Source organism: Brevundimonas sp. MYb52 (assembly GCF_002979535.1).
GTDB lineage: Bacteria > Pseudomonadota > Alphaproteobacteria > Caulobacterales > Caulobacteraceae > Brevundimonas.
This window is the reverse complement of sequence record NZ_PCPB01000012.1, coordinates 64,053-83,520: the sequence shown is the minus strand read 5'-3', so window position 1 is coordinate 83,520 and position 19,468 is coordinate 64,053. Positions and strand designations below refer to the sequence as shown.

19 protein-coding genes are annotated in these 19,468 nt (G+C 66.1%); 12 read left to right on the top strand and 7 right to left on the bottom strand.

What is annotated here, in order from left to right; all coding sequences use genetic code 11:
* Window positions 1–11: 11 nt before the first annotated feature.
* Window positions 12–1,289 (bottom strand): glycosyltransferase family 2 protein, encoded by a 1,278-nt coding sequence (locus CQ039_RS12905; RefSeq protein WP_233190219.1) that lies wholly within the window; start codon window positions 1,287–1,289, stop codon window positions 12–14.
* Between the two features lie 255 nt (window positions 1,290–1,544).
* Here CQ039_RS12905 and CQ039_RS12900 point away from each other — a divergent pair, with 255 nt between their 5' ends.
* From CQ039_RS12900 to CQ039_RS12880, 5 genes are all read left to right on the top strand, one after another.
* The gene (locus tag CQ039_RS12900) at window positions 1,545–2,210 is read left to right on the top strand and encodes a TetR/AcrR family transcriptional regulator (protein WP_105563507.1); all 666 of its coding nucleotides are present in this window, start codon (window positions 1,545–1,547) and stop codon (window positions 2,208–2,210) included.
* A 35-nt stretch (window positions 2,211–2,245) separates the two neighbouring features.
* Window positions 2,246–3,001 (top strand): ABC transporter substrate-binding protein, encoded by a 756-nt coding sequence (locus CQ039_RS12895; RefSeq protein ID WP_105563508.1) that lies wholly within the window; start codon window positions 2,246–2,248, stop codon window positions 2,999–3,001.
* A complete protein-coding gene (locus CQ039_RS12890; RefSeq protein ID WP_105563509.1) occupies window positions 2,998–3,987 on the top strand; it encodes an iron ABC transporter permease in 990 nt (329 codons plus the stop codon). The genes CQ039_RS12895 and CQ039_RS12890 overlap by 4 nt, the downstream gene beginning before the upstream one ends.
* The gene (locus CQ039_RS12885) at window positions 3,984–4,748 is read left to right on the top strand and encodes an ABC transporter ATP-binding protein (protein WP_233190220.1); all 765 of its coding nucleotides are present in this window, start codon (window positions 3,984–3,986) and stop codon (window positions 4,746–4,748) included. The genes CQ039_RS12890 and CQ039_RS12885 overlap by 4 nt, the downstream gene beginning before the upstream one ends.
* Window positions 4,749–4,873: 125 nt before the next feature.
* The gene (locus tag CQ039_RS12880; RefSeq protein ID WP_105563510.1) at window positions 4,874–5,167 is read left to right on the top strand and encodes a hypothetical protein; all 294 of its coding nucleotides are present in this window, start codon (window positions 4,874–4,876) and stop codon (window positions 5,165–5,167) included.
* On the opposite strand, the gene CQ039_RS12875 is transcribed toward CQ039_RS12880, so the two are convergent.
* Genes CQ039_RS12875 through CQ039_RS12860 form a run of 4 tightly spaced genes read right to left on the bottom strand, consistent with a single transcriptional unit; the run spans window position 5,160 to window position 7,253 of the window.
* Window positions 5,160–5,648 (bottom strand): GNAT family N-acetyltransferase, encoded by a 489-nt coding sequence (locus CQ039_RS12875; RefSeq protein WP_105563511.1) that lies wholly within the window; start codon window positions 5,646–5,648, stop codon window positions 5,160–5,162. The genes CQ039_RS12880 and CQ039_RS12875 overlap by 8 nt on opposite strands.
* Entirely contained in the window at window positions 5,649–6,176 is a 528-nt protein-coding gene (locus CQ039_RS12870) for a phage tail protein (protein WP_105563512.1), read from the bottom strand.
* A 7-nt stretch (window positions 6,177–6,183) separates the two neighbouring features.
* Window positions 6,184–6,705: a phage tail protein gene (locus tag CQ039_RS12865; RefSeq protein ID WP_105563513.1), complete on the bottom strand. Its 522-nt coding sequence runs from the start codon at window positions 6,703–6,705 to the stop codon at window positions 6,184–6,186.
* Window positions 6,706–6,722: 17 nt separating this feature from the next.
* Window positions 6,723–7,253 carry a phage tail protein gene (locus CQ039_RS12860; protein ID WP_105563514.1) on the bottom strand — a complete coding sequence of 177 codons (531 nt, stop codon included), beginning with the start codon at window positions 7,251–7,253 and terminating at the stop codon, window positions 6,723–6,725.
* A gap of 239 nt (window positions 7,254–7,492) precedes the next feature.
* Between CQ039_RS12860 and CQ039_RS12855 the strand changes: the two genes are divergently transcribed.
* The 7 genes from CQ039_RS12855 to CQ039_RS12825 all read left to right on the top strand — a co-directional run bounded on the left by CQ039_RS12855 (window position 7,493) and on the right by CQ039_RS12825 (window position 16,469).
* Window positions 7,493–9,691, top strand: coding sequence for an IPTL-CTERM sorting domain-containing protein (locus CQ039_RS12855; protein WP_146112090.1), 2,199 nt, complete (start codon window positions 7,493–7,495; stop codon window positions 9,689–9,691).
* Complete coding sequence (locus CQ039_RS12850) at window positions 9,688–10,065, top strand: hypothetical protein (RefSeq protein WP_105689996.1); 378 nt, start codon at window positions 9,688–9,690, stop codon at window positions 10,063–10,065. Before CQ039_RS12855 ends, CQ039_RS12850 begins: the two co-directional genes overlap by 4 nt.
* 7 nt (window positions 10,066–10,072) lie before the next feature.
* On the top strand, window positions 10,073–10,888 hold the full coding sequence (locus tag CQ039_RS12845) for an aspartyl/asparaginyl beta-hydroxylase domain-containing protein (RefSeq protein WP_158255996.1): 816 nt from the start codon (window positions 10,073–10,075) through the stop codon (window positions 10,886–10,888).
* On the top strand, window positions 10,879–11,853 hold the full coding sequence (locus CQ039_RS12840; RefSeq protein ID WP_158255997.1) for a sulfotransferase: 975 nt from the start codon (window positions 10,879–10,881) through the stop codon (window positions 11,851–11,853). Before CQ039_RS12845 ends, CQ039_RS12840 begins: the two co-directional genes overlap by 10 nt.
* A 704-nt stretch (window positions 11,854–12,557) precedes the next feature.
* Window positions 12,558–13,355: a hypothetical protein gene (locus CQ039_RS12835; RefSeq protein ID WP_105568008.1), complete on the top strand. Its 798-nt coding sequence runs from the start codon at window positions 12,558–12,560 to the stop codon at window positions 13,353–13,355.
* A 60-nt stretch (window positions 13,356–13,415) separates the two neighbouring features.
* Window positions 13,416–13,910 carry a hypothetical protein gene (locus tag CQ039_RS12830; protein WP_146112091.1) on the top strand — a complete coding sequence of 165 codons (495 nt, stop codon included), beginning with the start codon at window positions 13,416–13,418 and terminating at the stop codon, window positions 13,908–13,910.
* A 48-nt stretch (window positions 13,911–13,958) separates the two neighbouring features.
* Complete coding sequence (locus tag CQ039_RS12825; protein WP_105563521.1) at window positions 13,959–16,469, top strand: hypothetical protein; 2,511 nt, start codon at window positions 13,959–13,961, stop codon at window positions 16,467–16,469.
* 13 nt (window positions 16,470–16,482) lie between these two features.
* Here CQ039_RS12825 and CQ039_RS12820 read toward each other — a convergent pair whose 3' ends face one another.
* Both CQ039_RS12820 and CQ039_RS12815 read right to left on the bottom strand, forming a co-directional pair.
* Entirely contained in the window at window positions 16,483–17,991 is a 1,509-nt protein-coding gene (locus CQ039_RS12820) for a type IV secretory system conjugative DNA transfer family protein (RefSeq protein WP_105563522.1), read from the bottom strand.
* Window positions 17,988–19,421 (bottom strand): hypothetical protein, encoded by a 1,434-nt coding sequence (locus tag CQ039_RS12815; RefSeq protein ID WP_105563523.1) that lies wholly within the window; start codon window positions 19,419–19,421, stop codon window positions 17,988–17,990. Before CQ039_RS12815 ends, CQ039_RS12820 begins: the two co-directional genes overlap by 4 nt.
* Between the last annotated feature and the right edge of the window lie 47 nt (window positions 19,422–19,468).

Below are 19,468 nucleotides of genomic sequence, written 5' to 3'. Positions count from 1 at the left end.
CTGATAGGCGCTCAGGCGGCTGCTCGTCCAGCGTCGGCGATCAATGGCGGCAGGATCGGCGCTGTTTCCTCGCATGCGATATCGGGGCGATGCGCGGTCTTGTCCCAGCGATGGGGTTCCAGGATCAGGCGAACGAAGGCGTGGACGAAAGCCAGGCTGAGAAGCGACCAGTAGAAGGGGGCGACGACCATGTCGCGGACGGTGAAGGGCGTATCGGCGCGCTTCGCGCCGATCTTGGCTGCAAGAAGAGCCACAATAGTTCCACTCACCAGGATGCCCAGCCCGAACCACGGCGTGGGCGGCAGGTGACGGGCCAGCAAGGCCATCAGAAAGAAGAGACCTATCCAGGCGACAGACAGGGCGTGTAGGGCCGCCGAGGCCACGGCTGCCCCGAGCGTCAGGGCCAGGGCGAGCCAACCGCGCCATCCCATGCCCGAGGCGGACCGGGTGTGGACGCACAGGGTCTGCATATAGCCCTTCAACCAGCGAGTGCGTTGCGGCAGCCAGTGGACCAGATGGCCTGGCGGGGTTTCGTAGGTTGGGCGGGTAAGCATCCCGAGGCGCCAGCCGCGACGCCAGATCCGAAAGCCCAAGTCGGCGTCCTCGGTCACGTTCCAGGCGTCCCAACCGCCGAGCGCCCGCAGAGCCGCAACGCGGAAATGGTTGCTGGTGCCACCGAGCGGGAAGGGCAGGCCCATGCGGGCCATGGCGGGCAGGGTGACCTCGAAAAGGGCCGCATACTCAGCCGAGAACTGCCGATCGAGAAAGGGCGAGGCGCGTCGCTGTTTGTGTCGCCTACGGATGCGAAGCGGGGCCTGGAGACAGACGAGCGCGCCGTCCTCCGTGGCGAACCGAGCGGCCGCTTCCCTCAGTTGCAGGGGGTCTGGATCATCCTCGGCGTCATAGACGGTCAGCAGCTCGCCCTGCGCGACCGAGAGGGCGTGGTTCAGCGCGCGGGGTTTGGTCGTGGGGGCGCCGGGCGGCGCGATCAGCACTTGGAGCCAGTCGGGCAGGGTCAGGTCGTTTGCGGCGTCGATGGTCGCCTGATCGTGGGCTTCCAGGACCAGATAGCCATCCAGAAGCGTTGTCGGGTAGTCGAGGTTCGCCAACCGCTCGATCAGATGGGGTAAGATCGCCGCCTCGTCGTAGAGCGCCACGACGATGGAATATCGGGGTAAGACTATGGGCTCGACCCCGAACGGCGTGAAGGGGCGCTGGCTGATGATGAGGGTCAGAAATCGCCAACCGATGACGGCGAGGAACCCCAACTGAATTAGGAAAACGATCACACCGCCGACGGCCGGTGAGATTAGGGAGGCGCCAGAGGCCCCACCGAACAACAGAAATATCAATATGATCTGGCCCGGCGTTGCGGTGATCCTGGCGGCGTCTTTCGCGTCTTCAGCGCCCAGGCTGCCGGGGCGTTGTCCATGCATTTCAGGCCCCCCCTGACACGCCAAAGGTTAATTCTTATTAAGATCGCCGTAACTAATACCTTTGTTCTGCGAATGGCAAGTGGTTGGCGATTCGGGGAGGTTGAGGCTATGCAGGACGCCTTCCCGTCATGGAGTTCTGGATTGTCCGGCGACTCGACCCCCACGCCGCGCTCGGCCCGCAAGCCCAAGGGCGAAGGCCATGTTCGGCGCGCAGAAATATTGGCCGCTGCGGAACGCATTTTCGTTGAGCTCGGCTATGAAGGGGCGACGATCCGCAAGATCGCCGACGAGGTCGGCTTGTCGTCGACCGCGCTCTACATGCACTTCGCCGACAAGAGCGAGATGCTGCATGAGATCTGCCGCGGCGCCTTTGAGGCTCTGATCGCCTCGCACCAGAAGATTTTGATCGAGGACGAGCCGCCTGAGGCACGGCTGAGGCGGATGATTGAAGCCTATATCCGGTTCGGCTTCGAGAATCCCAACGCCTATCGCCTGACCTATCTGACGCGCCCGGTCGAGGCGCGCGAGGGGGCCCAAACCGTGGCCCAGGAGACGGGTTTCGAGTTGTTTCGCTCATTCGTGGCTGTGGTGGAGCAGGCTGTCGCCGCCGGCCGTATGAAGGGCGACCCGACAACCCTGGCCCAGGCCATCTGGGCCTGTGGTCATGGCATCGTCTCCTTGCGGATCACCAAGCCTTATTTCGAGTGGGCTGATCGGGATGAATTGACCCGCGTTACGCTGGACGCCTTGTTCGCTGGGCTACTGACGCCGTGAAAAGGCGCTGTGGGGCGCTGGCTGTCCTCTTTCTCATGACGCCCTTCGCGGCTGAGGCGCGGCCGTTGCGCGTGCTGTCGCTGGACCAGTGCGCCGATCAGTATGTCCTGGCCCTGTCGCCTGAGGCTGAGCTGGTTCTGTCGTCGCGGGCGGACGACCCGGATTCCTGGATGCGAGAGGCGGCGCGCGGGCGGCCTCGAGTTCGACCGACGCTGGAGGCGGCCATAGGCTTTCAACCCGACGTCGTAGTCCGTTACTGGGGCGGCGAGCCGCGCCTGCTGGCGGCGCTGGAGAAGCGCGGGACGCGGGTGCTGGCCATCAATGACGCGACTGACATGGCCGGCGTTCGCGAGAATCTGAGGGCGGTGTCGCAGGGCTTGGGACAGGAGGCGCGGGGCGCGGCCCTGATCGCCCATATGGATCGACGTCTGACCCAGGCGGCGGGCGGCGGACGCGGGCGCGAAGCCGTCTATGTCACGCCCGGTGGCTATACGACCGGCTCGGGGTCGCTGATCGACTCCATCCTGAAGGCGGCGGGGTTCCGCAATGGCGTGACCGGACCGGGCTATCAGCCGCTGGGGATCGAGAAGATCGCCTTGAGCCCGCCGGCCCTGTTCGTGCGGGGCTTCTTCCAGCAATGGCGATCCGACTGGCGCGGGCCGGGAAGGCATCCGGTGGTGGCGCGGGCGGCCAAGGGAAGGACGGTGACGGACCTGCCGGCCTCGACCTTGAGTTGCCCCGCCTGGTTCGCGGCTGACGCGGCGGTCCTGCTGGCGGAGGCCGCACGATGAACAGACATTTGAGGCTGAACCTGGGGCTGGCGGCGGCGATTCTGCTGGCCCTGATCGGTGCTGTGCTGCTGGGCGAGACCGCCCTGTCGGCCGCCCAGTATGGGCAGGCGCTGAGCGATCCTGCGTCGGGACCGGGAGAGGTGCTGTGGCAGGTGCGGGCGCCACGGGCGGTCTGCGCCCTGATGGTCGGGGCGGCCTTGGGGTTGGCGGGCGCGGTGCTGCAAGGCCTGCTGAGGAACCCGCTCGCGGATCCCGGCGTGCTGGGCGTGTCGGCCACGGCGGCGCTGGGGGCTGCGGGGGCTATCGTTCTGGGCGCGGCGGCTATTCCCGGGCTGGTCGAGAGCGCGGCCTTGGTTGGGGCGGCGCTGGCGGGTCTGCTGCTGGTCGCCATCGCGGCCAGGGTGCGGGCGCCCGAGGCGCTGATCCTGTTCGGGGTGGCGCTATCCAGTTTTGCGGGCGCGCTGACGGCCCTGATCTTCAACCTGTCGCCGTCGCCGATCGCTTCGGCCGAGGTGATGAACTGGCTGCTGGGATCGGTGCAGAACCGCAGTTGGATCGACGTGGCCTGGGTGGCGCCGGCCCTGGCCGTGGCCGCTGTCTTTGCAGCGGGGGCCTCGCCGGGCTTGCGGATGCTGACCCTGGGCGAGGAGGCGGCGCGGGCGTCGGGCCTGTCCATGGGACGGATGCGGGTTCTGGCCCTGATCGCCTCGGCGGTCGCGGCAGGCGCGGCTGTGGCCGTGGCGGGCGTGATCGGCTTTGTCGGGCTGGCGGCGCCGCATCTGGTGCGCGCCGCCGTTCGGGGCGATCCGGGGCGGTTGCTGCTGCCCTCGGCGCTGGCGGGCGGGCTGATGCTGGTTCTGGCCGACCTGGCGGCGCGGCTGATGCCGACGGATCAGGAGTTGAAGCTGGGCGTCTTCACAGCTCTGGTCGGGGCGCCGTTGTTCGCCTTGATCGCCTGGCGCGCGGCGCGGGAGTGGCGGCTGTGAGCGCCCTGTTGGAATTGGACGGCGTTGTCGCCCGCATGGGCGCGGCCACGGTGCTGGACGGCGTCAGTCTGTCGGTCGGGGCCGGGGAACTGGTGGCCCTGTGCGGGCCGAACGGGGCGGGCAAGTCCAGCGCTATTCGCGCGGCGTTGGGGTTGACCACCTTGCTGGGCGGCACAGCCAGGCTGGGCGGCGAGGATGTGCGCCGCCTATCCGAGCGGGAGCGCGGGGCGCGGGCGGCCTACCTGCCGCAGGAACGGCATATCGCGTGGAATCTGCCGGCCATCGAGGTCGCGGCCCTGGGCGCACCCTTCCTGTCGGGGAGCGAGGCGCTGGAGCGAGCGCGAGCGGCTCTGGACGACGTCGGGGCGGCGCATTTGGCGGATCGCGGCGTGGCCGAGATGTCGGGCGGCGAACGCGCGCGGGTGCTGCTTGCGCGGGCCTTGGTGGTTCAGGCGTCCCTGCTGCTGGCGGACGAACCCATCGCCGGGCTGGACCCGGATGCGCAGCTTCTGGTGCTGGAACGTCTGAGGGCGCGGGCCGACGCCGGCGGCGGGGTTCTGGTCAGCCTGCACGACCTGACACTGGCGGCGCGGATCGCGGATCGTGTGGTGGTTCTGGACGGTGGCCGAGTGGTCGCGGACGGGCCGCCGGTCGAAGCCCTGTCGTCGGCCGTGATGCGCACGACCTTCCATCTTGACGGGACCTGGTTCGATGCGCCGGGCGGGCCGCTTCTGGCGGCGCGGAGACTGCCGGACCGATGACGCCGACACTGGTTTGCCAGCGCCTGGCCAAGCGTTTTTTCAGGATAGTTTCTGCGCAAGGTCGGTTTGACGTGACTACGGCCATGACGCCGTTATGTTGGCGCCGAATAGCCAAGGACGCCTGAGTGCAGTTTCTACAGACCGAGCATTTCGGCGTGCGCGCCAACGAGACCTTTGATCTGTCGTTGGGCGAAACGACGCAGACCCTGACTTTGGTCGAGGTCCGGCCTCTTCCAGTTCAGAATTTCTCGGGAATGGTGCGCCAGCCCTTCTCCTTGCTGTTCCGCAGCCCCTCGCAGATCGCCTTGCCGCAGCGGATGTATCGGCTCAACAACGCCACGATGGGAGCGCTGGACGTGTTTCTGACGCCCGTGGGGCGGGACGCATCCGGCGTAATCTACGAGGCCGTGTTCAACTGATCGGACGCCACTCCATCCGAAGATGAGCGCCTTCGGCGCCGACTACGGTGAAGCCTATGCGTTGGTAGAGGCGCATCGCGCCGGGATTATTCGACAGCACATGTAGGCGGACGCAGGGATGGCCGTTGCGACGCGCCTGGGCCAGGGTCTTGCGGATCAGGCTGGCCCCCAATCCGCGCCCACGCGCGTCCGCCATCAGCGAGATGTCGACGATTAGCCGCCTCTTATCATCGTCATGCAACCAGAGGCGGCCCACTGGCTGACGATCCAGTTCGACGATGCTGTGCCCCTCCGGGCCGAAGTGCTGGTCGTAGTGGCGCTTTTGAAGTTCGAACTGGCTCGACAGGAAGCGGGCGCACTGATCCGGCGGCCACCCCGTCAGAGCCATTTCTTCGCCTCGCGTGTCGGCGTAGAGCGCGCGCAGAAAGACTTCGTCTCCCTCTGTCGCAAGCCTTGTTTTGGTTTTGAGCACGACGCTCATCTAGTTGAACGCAGGGAATTCCCCCTGAAGGGCGATACAGTAGTTCAGCGCCAAGACGGGCTGACGGTTCTCGTGCGGCGAATTATTACCTGCCAGCCCGATGGCCAAGGGATGCAGGTAGGTGTCGGCAGCCACGCCTGACCGGAACGTGCGCGACTGAACCGGTGACGATAAGGCATTGCCGGCTGCGGGTGTGCTGGCGCGGTTGTCGGGTCCGTTCGCGGCCAGCAGCGTGTGGCTATGCTGTGGCATCTCTGTGATCGATAGGGCGACTCCGCTCTCGCCAAGCGCCTCGCCGATCACATAGGGCGTCAGGCCAGGCGCTTGACCATAGCTGACGGCCACACGGTTCACCAAGTTAGGCAACTGGAAGTTCGATGTGCCGTTCCCGCCATAGTTGACGCCAAGCAGGGCGAACAGGGCCGTATTCTGCTGGATGGGCACCATGGCGCCATTGCAGTAGGCCCATCTGTACGGCGCGAAATTGAAGCCGAAGATCTGGATTTCGCCAACGTAAGGATTGCTCATTGGGTCATCAATTCCGAGAAGGGAAGATGCCGAATGCAGCGATGCAATAGCTCACCGCGAGCGTCGGCATGATATTGTTATGCGAGAGCCCGTTGCCGCTGTTGGAGATGGAGGCGGGCCCAAGCGTGATGTTGGGGGAGGTCGCCATATAGGCCGTGTCCGCGCTCTGTGCGGCGTGCAAGGCGGTCTGACCTGGCGTATCCGTGGTCGCAGCGGCTGACGTGGCGGAAAAGGCGTGCGTGTGCGGCGGCAGATTTGACTGGAGAAGCGTGACGTTCTCGCTTCCGCCCCGTTGACCCAGGACCTTGGCGCTAAGGCCCGGCCCCGTGCCGTGATGGATTGGCACCTGACCTCTCAGATCAGGCAAACCGAAGGTATTTACGCCGTCGCCGCCGTAAGCTGTGCCCAGGAGGGTGTACAGGACCTCATTGTCCGCGATCGAAACCAGGCCGCCGTTGCACGCAAGCCAGCCCACGGGAATGCGTGGAAATCCGAACATCCGAATCTCGCCGACGTAGGGAGTGGACATGGTTGCTCTCTGTCGACCTAGTTTCGTGAAGGGAAGGCGCCGCCGCTCAGGGCGATGCTGAAGCTGATCACGCTAAACGGTTGCATATTGTTGTGAGGGACGGCGCCGCCCGTCTGTCCGGTATTGGCGAGACCGACAAGCGGGCCTGGGGCCGCATAGGCGGGCGCGCCGCGCGATGAGCGCGCCGCCAAGCCGCCAGCAGGGCTGCGCCCTGCGCCAGGCTGGGTTGTCGCCTGGGCGAAGTGATTGTGGGTCGGTAACTGATCCGAGCTCAAAGACACGTTTTCAACGCCAAGGGGCGTCCCCAGTTGATACGCACTTGGCTGCCAGGCGCTATCTGCGGAGGAACCGGCTCCGACGGGCGTGCGCCCCTGAAGATTGGGAAGGGCGAAATTCTGGGTGCCGTTGCCGCCGTAGTTAACGCCTAGAAGGGCGAACAGGGCTTGGTTCTGCTGAATAGGTAACAGCGCCCCATTGCAGAACGCAAAGCCTTTGGGGGCAAAACCAAACCCGGTCATCATGACCTGGCCCAAGTAATATTCCGCCATGACGCCCCACCTCGCTCGGCCCGAAACGCTTACGGCTGCGCTTCCACAGGTGAGGGTATATACGCAAGCGTGGACCGCCGTCATCACCACTGGCGAAAATCATCATTCACTGTTACGTCTCAACTGTTTCGGTGAGCCGCGTTTTTTGCTTGTTGAAGCGTCCAGCCGTAAGGCGGCACGGGGGATAAGTTTTGGACCGATTTAACGGGCGCTTCGTGTCAAGCGTCGCACGCGGCCTGTTGCGTCGAGCAGCACTGACGCTGGTTGGTCTTTTTGTCCTTCTGGTCGGCACGACGGCAGGCGGCGGCTTGGCAAACGCCCAGGCCTGCAACGCCGGGTCGATCAGTTTTTCCGCCGTCGCCACGGCGCAAACCCTGAATGCGCAAGCCTGCGACGAACTCATCAATGACTTCGGCAGCTGGGGCGGCTTCTTTACGGACGCGACGGGCGACGCTTACAGCTTCTTCGGCCTGGGCGTCGATGATTTCGGAGCGCCCGCCGATGAGACCTTCGAAACCGCCAACGCCGTCTATAGCTTCAACGGCGTCCTGAGCACCGATCTCTTCACTATCACGCTCGTGTCGCTGAAGAACGGCGCGGTCGCCAATGACGTTATTTCGCTGTTCATGTGCCCTGGGCCTGAGGTTGCCCAGGCATGCCTGACCACTCAATCGACGACCATCAGCGTCAATTTGCCGGCTCCGCTGAACATCACGACCACGACCCTGAGCAATGCTTCGGCGGGCGCCGTCTATAGCGCGTCGGTTCTCGCCAGCGGCGGCGTGACGCCGCGAACCTTCGCCGTCACCACGGGGGCGTTGCCCGCTGGCGTGACCCTAGGCGCGAACGGCGTCTTCGCTGGCGCGCCGACGGCCGTTGGAACCTTCGACTTCACTGTCACCGTGACTGACAATAGCAGCGCCACCGATAGCCAGGCCCTGAGCCTGACGGTCGACGATCCGACGCTCCAGGTTACGACCCCCAGCCTCGCCGCCGGCACTGTCGGGGTCGCCTATAGCCAGACGATCGCCGGAACCGGCGGAACTGCGCCTCGCGCCTTTGCGGTGACGACCGGCGCCTTGCCGGGCGGCCTCAGTCTGTCGTCTGGCGGGGTGCTGGCCGGAACGCCCACGGCGGGTGGAGCCTTTGAAATTACCGTCACGATGACGGACGCGACGACGGGCGGCGCGGCGCCGTTCACAGCGGCGAGGAACTACACCCTGACGATTGGCGCGCCGACTATCGCGGTCAGCCCGGCAAGCCTCGCGAGCGCCACGGTCGCTTCGGCCTATAGCGCGACCGTCACGGCTTCGGGGGGCGTAGCCGGTTACACCTTCGCGATCACGGCCGGCAGTCTGCCCCCAGGGCTTAACCTGTCGGCTGGAGGGGGCTTGACCGGAACGCCGACGGCAGGGGGCAGCTTCAACTTCACGGTGACCGCCACGGATTCCGCTACGGGCGCCACGCGTTACACCGGCTCACGGTCCTATGGCCTGACGGTTGGCGCGCCCAATCTGCTTCTGGATACGACACCTCTGCCTTCGACCTCGGTCGGCGCCGCCTACAGCGCCAGCGTCACAGCGACCGGCGGCACGCTTCCTTATGTCTATACTATAGCCTCGGGTGACTTGCCGACGGGGGTCACGCTTTCCAGCGCAGGCGTCATCAGCGGCACGCCCGGTGCGTCGGGGACGTTTAATGTCACGATCAAGGTTAGAGACTCTTCGACCGGAACGGGGCCCTATGAGGCCAGCCATGCCTATACCCTGACTGTCACGCCTCCTACGCTGAGCGTCAGCGGCTTCCTGGGCGGAGCCAGCCTCTACGCCTCCTATTCGGGCAGCGTCTCGGCTAATGGAGGGCAGGGGCCGTACTCCTATGTCGTAAGCAACGGGAGCACGCCGCCGGGGATCACCCTGGCCGCCGACGGCGCGTTCAGCGGCACGCCGACCACGACGGGCAGCTTCACCTTCAGCGTCACGGCGACGGATTCGACGGCGGGCAATGTCGGCGGTCCCTACACCGGGAGCGACACCTTCACGATCGTCGTCGCCGCGCCGATCATCGTCCTGCCCGGAGCCAGCCTGTCGGACGCCATCCTCCATCAGTCCTATAGCCAACAGTTGCCCGGCGCGAGCGGAGGCCTGGCTCCCTATAGCTACATCTTTACTGGTGGCGCGCTGCCGTTAGGCATGTCGCTGAGCTCGACCGGTTTGTTGAGCGGCACGCCCACGCTCGACGGTGACTACACCTTCACTGTCGAGGTCCGTGACTCGAGCCCCACGCCCTATTCGGGCGCCCAGACCTATACCGTGCGGGTCGTCGATCGACCCCCCCTGGTCATTCCCACCCTTTCGGAATGGGCGATGATCCTGCTGGCGGCCCTGCTGGGAGCCGGTGCTGTAACCACCCTGAACCGTCGACGGACCAGCCGATGAACCGCGTTACCTCTCTGGATCGGACACATATGAACCGCCGCGGTCTATTGGGGGCAGGGGTGCTTGTAGCCGTGGCGGGTGTGTCGCTGGCGAACGGCGCGCAAGCTCTGACCCGCACGGTGCTAGAGGCAAACAACGGGCGGCGCGTGACGTTGCGCGGCATCATGGCACCCTCGTCATTGTCCGCCGTGCATTACTTCACCATACAGGGCGTCGGCGTCGATGATCAGGTCAGGGTCTTCCTCCGCGACGGCCGAGATCGACCGGCAGGACGGACCGTGTCTCTCGAAGGACGGCTGCAGTTAGGCAAGTTTCAGGACGCCGTGACGAATGATATTGCGAGAGCGGTGCTGCTCGACGCCCGCTTCGTCTAAGCGTCCAGTGATTGATCGTTTTCGCCTGCCGCTCGCGGTCGATGTCGAGGCGTTGCGCGCGGATCTGATCCGTCTGGGTGATGCCGGCTGGACCCCGCACTTCAACCGCGACTACTACGACGGCGACTGGAGCGGGCTGGTTCTGCGCGCCCCTCCGGGACACGGCGACAGTCTCTACACCGGGGGCGGCGACGGCGTTTGGCAGGATGCCCCGGCCATGGACCTGTGCCACGGCGTCCGCGCCTTGTTGGAGCAACTGGATCTCGATGTGCGATCCGTGCGTATTCTGCGCCTGGGCGCAGGGGCCGAGATCAAGGAGCATCGCGACTACGGCTTGGGTGCGCGAGAAGGCGAAGCGCGGCTGCACGTGCCCATCATCACCAACTCGTCTGTGGCGTTTCGTGTGCGCAATCGGCCGGTCGATATGCATCCCGGCGAAGTCTGGTATCTGGATTTGGGACAACCACATCGGGTGCACAATGCCGGCGAGACCGACCGCATCCACCTAGTGATCGACGTGGCGGCGAATGCGCGGTTGCGCATCTGGGCGCCGTTTGATCAGGTCGATCCGGAGGCCCAGAGGATCGCTGAAGTTGCGCACGCCACCTCGCCTGAAACGAGCGCGAGGAACTTCGCCGCCTTTCGCGAGAGAATGTTGAGCGATGCTGCGCTTCACGCCGAGTTGGCCGCCATTCGCGACCGGCCGCTGTTCATCGAGGAGACAGTTCGGCTGGGTGTGGAAAGCGACCTTCCGTTTGCCACGGCCGAGGTCGAGACGGCGCTGACCGACGGCCGTAATCGATGGAACCAGCCATGGAGTTGATGGATCGCCGCCCGGCCCATTGGCTGCCGGCGCGCCTGCTTTGGGGTGAGGGGGCAGAGGCGCAGGTGACCTGGCTGCATGGCGAGGACGCGCGATTCTCCGAGTCTTTTTTGCAAGAGACGTTCAATTCCTGGATGCGGCGGCCAATCAACGCTGCTTTTGCGCCAGTGACGTCGCTGGAACGGCTGAGAGCGCGCGCGGCGTCCTTGCCCGGTATTGCGCCGACGGGCTTCATCTTCCACGTGTCGCGCTGCGGTTCGACCTTGCTGGCCAAGCTTCTGGCTCAGGCCTCCGATACGCTGGTGCTATCCGAACCGCCGTCATTAGACGCCATTGTTCGCGCCAATCACCGCGAGCCTCGCATGGCTGAAGCGCTACAGATAGAGACTCTGCGCGCCATGGTCAGCGCCTTGGGCCAGCCGCGCGCTCCGGGCCAGAACCGGCTGTTTATCAAGCTGGACGCCTGGCACGCTCTGCAGGCGCCGCTTCTGCGCGCGGCTTTTCCTGACACGCCCTGGGTGTTCCTCTATCGCGACCCGATCGAAGTCATGGTGAGCCAGTTGAGACAACGTGGAATGCACACGGTTCCCGGCGTCCTGCCGCCAGCCCTGATCGGCGGGGCTGATCCCTCTGCCGCCTCGCTCGAAGATTATTGCGCGCAGGTGCTGGGGGCTATTTACGCAGCCGGCCTCGCCGCGCACGCGCCGGGCCGTTCATTGTTGGTCAACTACAGCGACTTGCCCAACGCGATAGATCCCGTCGCGCGCCATTTCGGCCTCGATCCGAATGACCCCGACTTCAAAGCGGGTTTGGCGCTTGAGGCAATGATCGACGCCAAGCGGGGAGGCGCCTTCACACCTGACGGCGACGGGAAGCGCGCAGACGCGACACCGGCGACGCAGAGGGCCACGGCGACCTGGCTGACCCCGATATATGACCAGCTTGAAGCCGTTCGGAAGGCATAGGGTCTGATTGATGGATGGTCAGCAGCATAGCGGCGTCCGCTGGTGACCGGACCGACGATGCTCTTGCGCTTGCATTTACTTCACAGACTGCACAGGTTCGGAAATGTAGTCGACCAACCGATTGCGGCAGACGCTTTCATTCTGTGGCTTGGTGGTCCGCCAGAATGCCTGCCACATGTCCGTGCTGCCTCCGCGGACGCGCTCCTGAAGCGCTTCGAGGCGGTCGGCGAAATAGGTCCGAGCGCGCCGTTCAAAGGTCTCTCATGATGCCGTCCGGCAAGGCCGGATACACAGAAACGGTCGAATAGGACGCGGTTCTGCGCGGCTTGGGGGCGAGCGCCTCGGGCCGCTACCTTCAAGGCTTCAGAAAATCTTGAGGACAGCGTTAAGACTTCACGGCGCGCGCGCCTATGCCTGTTTCCGCTTTAGAAGCGGGAGACGCTCGCATGACCAGACCAACTGGCCCATTCGATTCCGTACGAGCCTCAGGGCTAGCGAAGACTACCTTCGGCGGTTTGGATCGACCTGTTTCAGGCATGTCTCGGGGCGCCTGCGCGCTGTTGGCGACGTTCCTTTCACTTGCCGCTTGCAACTCGCCATCGGTCGCGAATGACAGCGACAGGGCTCCGCCATCCCCTGAGGAGACGACGGCGAGCGGAGCGGCGGCTACGCGGCTTGAGGCGAATCCGCAGATCGGACCGGGCTTGTCCGCGCGGGATCAGGCCTCCGCCATGCGCGCGGCGGGGTTCTCCAACCCTCAAGCCGACAGTCGTTGGACCTGGCGCGATCCCGACGACGCCGAAAATCTCTGCGAGGACGTGTGGGCCGAAATCGAGGAAGTTCGGGATCTGAACGGCGACGGCCAGCCGGAGGCCGTTGTGAAGGCTGACGGCGACCAGTGCTGGGGCATGAACCAGCACTTCGTCACGGTCCTGCATCGCACGAGCGGAGGGTGGGCGTCGCTGATCGCGTTCCAGACGCGTTTCGCCAACTACGGTTTCCATGCCCGTCCCGGGGCGGCCTGGCCCGACATCGAGATCGCCAGTGGAGACGAGACGGGTTGCGTCGGCTTCCAGCGCTGGAACGGGCGTGCCTACATCGACGGAGGAACGTCGGCCGAAGGTCACATCTGCACCCTGACGCCCGAGGGTCGCGCCGCGGGGGACGGGGCCGCGCAGGCGCGGGGGACGGTCGCGTTCCCGCCGATCGAGAAGGGCTACTACGCCATCGGGGTCAGTTGCGCCGCCGCCGCCGCCGATCCGACCGGGGTGCTGATGTATCTGGACGAGAGGCGCGTGGCCTCGTTCGACGGCGGCAAAAGAGTCCAGGGCGTAGAGGCGCTTGGCGGTGATCGCTACCGGTTCCGGGGAGCGGATCTAGTCATCACCGTTTCCGGTCGCACAAGCTTCGCCAACACCTATGGCGACATCCACACCCACTGCCCGACCGTCCAGATTCCGCGCGGTGAGCGCGAGGACTGGGGTGACCTTTCGGGACGATAGGAGACCCAGGACCCGTCGGCCGCTCGGCCGTCGGGGGTGGCGGTACGACAGGGAAGAACCGTGGGATCACACTATAATCGACGAGATCAGGACGGCGATGTTCTGTTCATCATGACGCAGGCTCCCTATTTGGGAGACAAGGCCGCCGGGCAGATCATGATGCTGGGCGTGGGGTCGATATGTGTCGGCGTCCTGCTGCTGCTGTTCGTCGTCGGGATCGCCTTCATCGGGCTGGGGATCGCCTGGATCGTACAGAGTCGAAAACTCAGGGCGCGCTGGACACGAGAGTCGGGTGTCGTGGCTGACGGCTGCCTTTACGCGGCTGCCGACATCGTGGAACTGGTCGCGACCCATCCCGACGCCGGGGCGTGCGGGCGTACCGGCACTGCCGTCGTGGACCTCAGGAACGCCCAAGCGGCCTTCAGCTACCAGGCAAGCGTGCGCTTGCGTTCGGACAGCCGGGCGATCGTCCTGGTCGGCGGCCTCACTCATCAGACCGCGATCGCATTGATCCGGGACATGGCCGCAGTGCTCTTCGTCGCACGAGAAGCGTGACGAGGCGCGTCGATAGGGTCTACCTTGGCCGTTCACGTGGAGGATCCGATGTCCGAGTTCCGCGTTTCCTTGCTCCAGTTCGGCGTCGCGCTGACCGGCGCGCTGCTGTTTCTGGTCGTGGCCGCTGTCTTGATCCGGGGGCTTCATCCGGCGCTCGAATGCGGGCTGATCTGGGTGAGGCCGGGGTTTCAGCGGCTGGATCGCGCCTTGGCGCTGACCGTGGCGCGGTGGATCGGGCTGGACGAAGAGGGACGGGCGCGTCGCTGGGGGCGTTTGCTGACCGTGCTCCTGGGGGCCGGCGCCGTCGGCGCACTGCTGCCGCCGCAACTCGGCGCGCCGGTGCTGGTGCTGGGCCTGGTCGCCGTCCTGGCCGTGTTTCGACGCTGGGCCTGGGACGAGGAGGATCGCGCCGCCGGCGTGCGTTCGGATCGGCGTCGGACGCCGGGAAGCGAGGACTACAACAACGAACTCCTAGTCGCCCTTTCGGCGGTCTTCATGCTGGGCAGCCTCCTGGTCTGGAGGCTAACAGGCCTGCACGTCTTCAGCGCGGCCTCGAGGATCGGGGGCCTGGAGTATGTGACCTATGTCGCCTCCGAAGCGTTGGAGGCGCTGCCGATCGTCGGCAACATCGAGGTGATGGGCTATGACAACCCATCCGGGGTCCAGGCCGTGCTGCCCACCGGCGGCGGGGTCGCCTTCGCCTTGCGCATGGGGTTAGACCTTCTGGTCATCGGCGGCCTGCTTCAGGCGCTCGCCGTCGCGCGCCGGATCGCGACAGGTCAGGACTTGCGGCGACACGAAGAGGCCCTGCGCGCCGCGGAAACCGAGGAGCGGGTCGACGCTGCGCTGCAGGAGGTGGCGGATCTGGCGCATCGCGGCAACGTCGCCGCACTGGCCTTGCTCGAGGGGATTGCGCTTCCGGCGGATGGCGGCGCTCGTCATGAGGTTTTCAAGCGGCGTGCCGCTGCAGACATGCTGCTCAACCTCTATGAAGGGGGTTCTGTCATAGGAGTTTCGGGGTTGAACGCCGCGATCCTGACCTATGACGTCTTGATCACGTCAGAGCTGCAGCGCGAGGTGCCTCTGCAATGGGCCAGGTCGGTGGCGGCCAGGGCCCACGCCGCCTACCTGCTGGGCATGCTGCTGGGGGGGGAGCAGGGCCGGCGTCGTCTGATCGAAGCAGGAGACGGCTTCAAGTTGGCCGCTCAGAGCCTGTCCATTCTCCAGGCACCGCAGCTCGCGGATCGCGCGGAGCTCGGCTACTGGGCGGTGCAAGTGGAAGCGCTTTATCAGGTCGAGGCGATCCCGCCGGAGCATCCGCCGTTGCTGATCACGGACATCCAAGGGTTCATCGACCGTATGGGGCCGGCGGGGGAGGCCGAGGTCGTCGAGGAAACCCGCAGACTGGTCGCACGGATCGCAACCTGGATGCTGTCGCGCGGCATGACGCCCCCCGCCGTGTCCGCCGTGACGCCAGGCACGCCCCTGGCGCAACTGGATCAAGCCGCGGCGACCATCCAGCAATTCGGCCGCGAGCCCTCGGAAGACGCCCTCGAACGTTTGGATCGGACGATCCGTAGTCTCGAGACGCTCTACGCCCAGGCGCAGGCCGCGGCGGTTCGATCCGACGCCGCCCTGCGTCTGGCCCAGGCCTGGAGTGCTCGCGCCCGCGCGGTCGTTTCCTCGCGGCAGGACGCGCTTCGACAGATCGACAGGTGGTGCGAGGCGCTCGGCCCTGAGACGAGCAAGGCGCCGCGGGTCCGGGCGGTCGTGCGGGAGATCCAGGCGAACTGCTTTGTGATGGAGGCCTCAACCACGCCGTTCGGGCCGAAGCGGGAGGCGCTCGCGGAGCGCGCGATCGAGACCTATCGACAGTTGGTGAACGCCCCGGATTTGAGAGAGGATCCGCTTTCGATCGAGGCTCGGGCCAATATGGCGATCGCCCTTCTCAATTTCGCGAAAGGCGCTCGTCCCGACCGCGCGCGGATCCGGCTGGAGGAGGCGGCTCAACTCGCCGACAGCCTGCGCGAGACCCCGGATCCGACGGCGAGAGCGTCCGCGGCGCTCACCGGGGCGAACGTTCGGAGAGATCTGGCGCTGCTCAAGCCCGAGGACCAGCGGGGCGAAGTGCTGGACCAGGCGATCCGCGACGCCAAGACGGCGGTCGACGGCTATGCCGGGTTGGGCAACGAGGAGGGCCGGCTGCTCGCCATGCGGGCGCTGGGCTTTGCCCATATGGATCAGGCCGTGCTGGAAGGCTACGGTCCCGAGGCGGACCGGCATGCTCGCGAGGCGTTCCCAGCGTTGGAATTCACCGTGGCTCATCTCGATCGGGAGCGCAATCCGAGCTCTTGGTTCGAGGCGGCGCACGCATTCTCGAAGTTGGCGGCCGATCTGGGCGTGCAGGACCGCGATCGGGACAAGTTGATCACGGCGAGGGCCCTGCTGGCCGAGCTGCGCCAGCTTTGCATTGGCCCACTGGAGGCCCAGGCGCCCTATGTCGAAAAGGCCGCAGCCGCCGTCGAGCGGACCTTAGGAGACTGGGATCGACAAGCCTGAGCGCGATAGACGGTCACACGGATGTCGATCGGGCTCGCAACCGCGCCAAGACCTCCGCCGGCGTGTCGGGTTCGACGACCGGCGGTGAACGCTCGAACACACGCAGGACCGGCTTGGATCTTTGCACCGGACGGGACGGATCATGGAAGGGATTGACGTCGTAAAGGCCGGCGAAGATCGGGTCCGCACGATAGTTGGGTAGCCGGGCGATCACCGGCATATCGCCGGACAACTGCAGCAGGATCTCGTCGTCGTTGAGATCCAGAAGCTGTTCGGGTGAGCCGAAACCGACCAGCCGCGCCATGGCCTCGGCGGCCAGCATGGTGTTAGCGCCGAAGCACTGAACGGCCCGGCAGTTGTTGACCATGGTCTGCCAGTCCCGCGGATAGAGGTTCCGGAGTTGGCTGGGATCCTGCCAGAAGCTCCAGGTCTGCAGGCCGTAGCCGCGCATGAGGGTGATGGCCCGCCGCAGATCGTCGAACGCCCCGAGCTGAGCGGCCTCGTCAAGGATGAACAGCGTCGACTTCGGCGGTCGGCCGCAGCGTCCCGAGATCAGCGTCATCAGGGTGTGCACCCACAGCCGCAGCAACCGGCCGTGGCTCTCCAGCATATGTGGCGGCAGCACCAGATAGATCGAGAGGGGATCGCCGCGCTGCACCGCGCCCAGGTCGAAACTGGTGGTTCTCAGCGAGGGGGCGATCATCCCCGAACGCGCGATATCGACGAGATTCTGAGAGAAGGACAGAATGCCGCCCAGGGTTGAGACCGCGCCGATCCGCAGCATTCGTCCGATGTTGCGCGCCTCGGCGTTGCGCGAGGCCTCCAGCGCCGCCAGCACGGTGCCGCCCAAACTGCTGGGGGCATCTTGGCGCTCGGTCGCGGCGCTATAGAGGCCGATCTCTCCGACCGCCTGGTTGACTAGGGACCGCACCGTTTCGAGGTGGCGGCTGGCGGGCGGCAGATCGCTCATCACGTGCAGCACCACTCCGAGGACGAAGGTCGCCCCGCGCTCGCGCCAATAGCCGCCGTCGCTGGCGTCGGTCTCGACATCGGGATTGGCTAGGGTCGAGACCATGGCCATCGCGTCGTCGACGAATGTCGCGCTTTCCGGGTCCAGGATGTCGAGCGGATTGAGTGAGGCGGCCGGTAGGCCGGTCACGCCCATGGGATCGAGGACGGCGACCTCGTGTCCCAATTCGCGCCGGCGTCGCTCGGTCATTAAGGCGTTCTCGCCCTTGGGGTCGACGATGATGACGGGCCCGTCGAAGCGCAGCAGCGCCGGCACGATGCAGCCGGTACCCTTGCCGGCGCCGGTCGGCGCGATGGTCATTAGGTGACCTTCCCGTTCCATCAGGATCGGAGCGACGACGGCGGTCGCCGGATCGGCGGCCGCCGCGGCTCCGAATTTGAAGCCGATCGGCCGGCCCCGGCGCTCGCGTTCCAGTGACCAGCCGACGATCAGGCCGGGTTCGTCGATGCTGTCGGGCAAGGCCAGCTCGCTGTCGATCGGGATCAGGCTCATGAGATCGCTTCCTTCGGCTCCAGAATGACGAAAAGGCCGTCCATGCGTTCGGACCGAACCGGGACGCCGTCGGCCAGCAAGGTGTCGTCGATCATCTCCACGACGCCGTTCGGCGCCAGGGCCAGGCCGATCGCGAAGAAGCCCTGCCGGTGACAGACCACGAGCAGAAACAGCCAGCGACCTTCGGCGTCGAAACCGGCTGGTTCGATGACGCGGGCATGGCCCACGCAGAGGTCGCGCAGGAGGTCGATGTCCGTCGCCCGGTCGGCCAGATCCTCGAAGGATTCCGTGGGCTGGAACCGCTCTCCGTCATGGCGAACACAGTTCATGAAGAGTCGGATGTAGTCCAGCCGCGCGCCTTCGTCCTGGAGATGGGGGCCGACGGCGTCGTTCAGGTTGTGAATCCAGGCGGAGGTCCCATCGACTGCTAGAACCTTGTCTTCGGTCAGCACGAAGGCGGCGATCCCGGTCGCGCCGCCGCTGACCCGGCCCTGGGTCTCGATCAGCATCACGCCGCCGTGGCAGCGCAGCGCCAGGGCTCGCACCCGATCGCAGAAGCCGGCCAGCGGGAAGGGCGCGCGCGCCGAGCCGACCCTGTGGTGCGCGCTGATCAGGCGCAGAACCTCGCCGGCTGCTTCGGGGTCCAGATCGATCCAATCGCCGGGGACGGCGGGCGCTCGACTCCACGGCTTGCGCGGGGACCGCACGGCCTCCGCCAGCTGCGCGGCCTCGACCGCGGTCAGCGGCCATCCCTTTTCGCGCACCCGCAGCCACGCAAGCGCCAGCTTGCCGGACCACACCGCGCTGGCCATGGCGGGCAGGTCGTCGAGTTCGCGCCCGACCACGATGCGGTAGGCGTCCTGGGCGGCGGCGTGGAATATCGGATCCGCGGTCACGCCGTCGATCAATAGCGGCGGAAAGGGCGTCTCTCCTTCGACCGGCCGCACGAGCTCCCGGAGCAAGGGCATGAGCTCGGTCAGGCGCGGCCCCAGTTGGGCGTTGGGGGCGAGGTCCAGCAAAGTCCGCACGCGCTGCAGCCGCTGGGCGTACAGAAGCAGGCGGTTTTTCAGCTCGCCGTCAGCCGCGGGAAGCGCCTCCATCAGGTCGGCCGTGTGGCCCAGGAGGTAGCTGGCGACCACGGCGTTGGGCCACATGCGCTCGGTGAGGGTGAAGAAGCGCCCGTCCAGGTCCGTCGGCGCCAGAACCCGAGACGAGTTTCGCAAGGGAGCGAGGGCAACCGCCTCGGCCATCTTGCGGCACACCCCGGCTTCGTCGGTCAGCGTCTTGCGTGCGTCGGCGTCGTCGCTTTCGATCGAGTCGAGGAAGTCCGCGGCGACCCGGAGCGCATCGCCGGCGAGAACGCCGACCGTGTCGCCCTCGCGTCGGGCGGGATCGAGGTCCGGCGGCGGCGGGGCGGCTCTGGCGCGCATGGTTTCCTCTCTTGCTCGGGGCGAAGTCGAAGACGCCATGTCGGCAG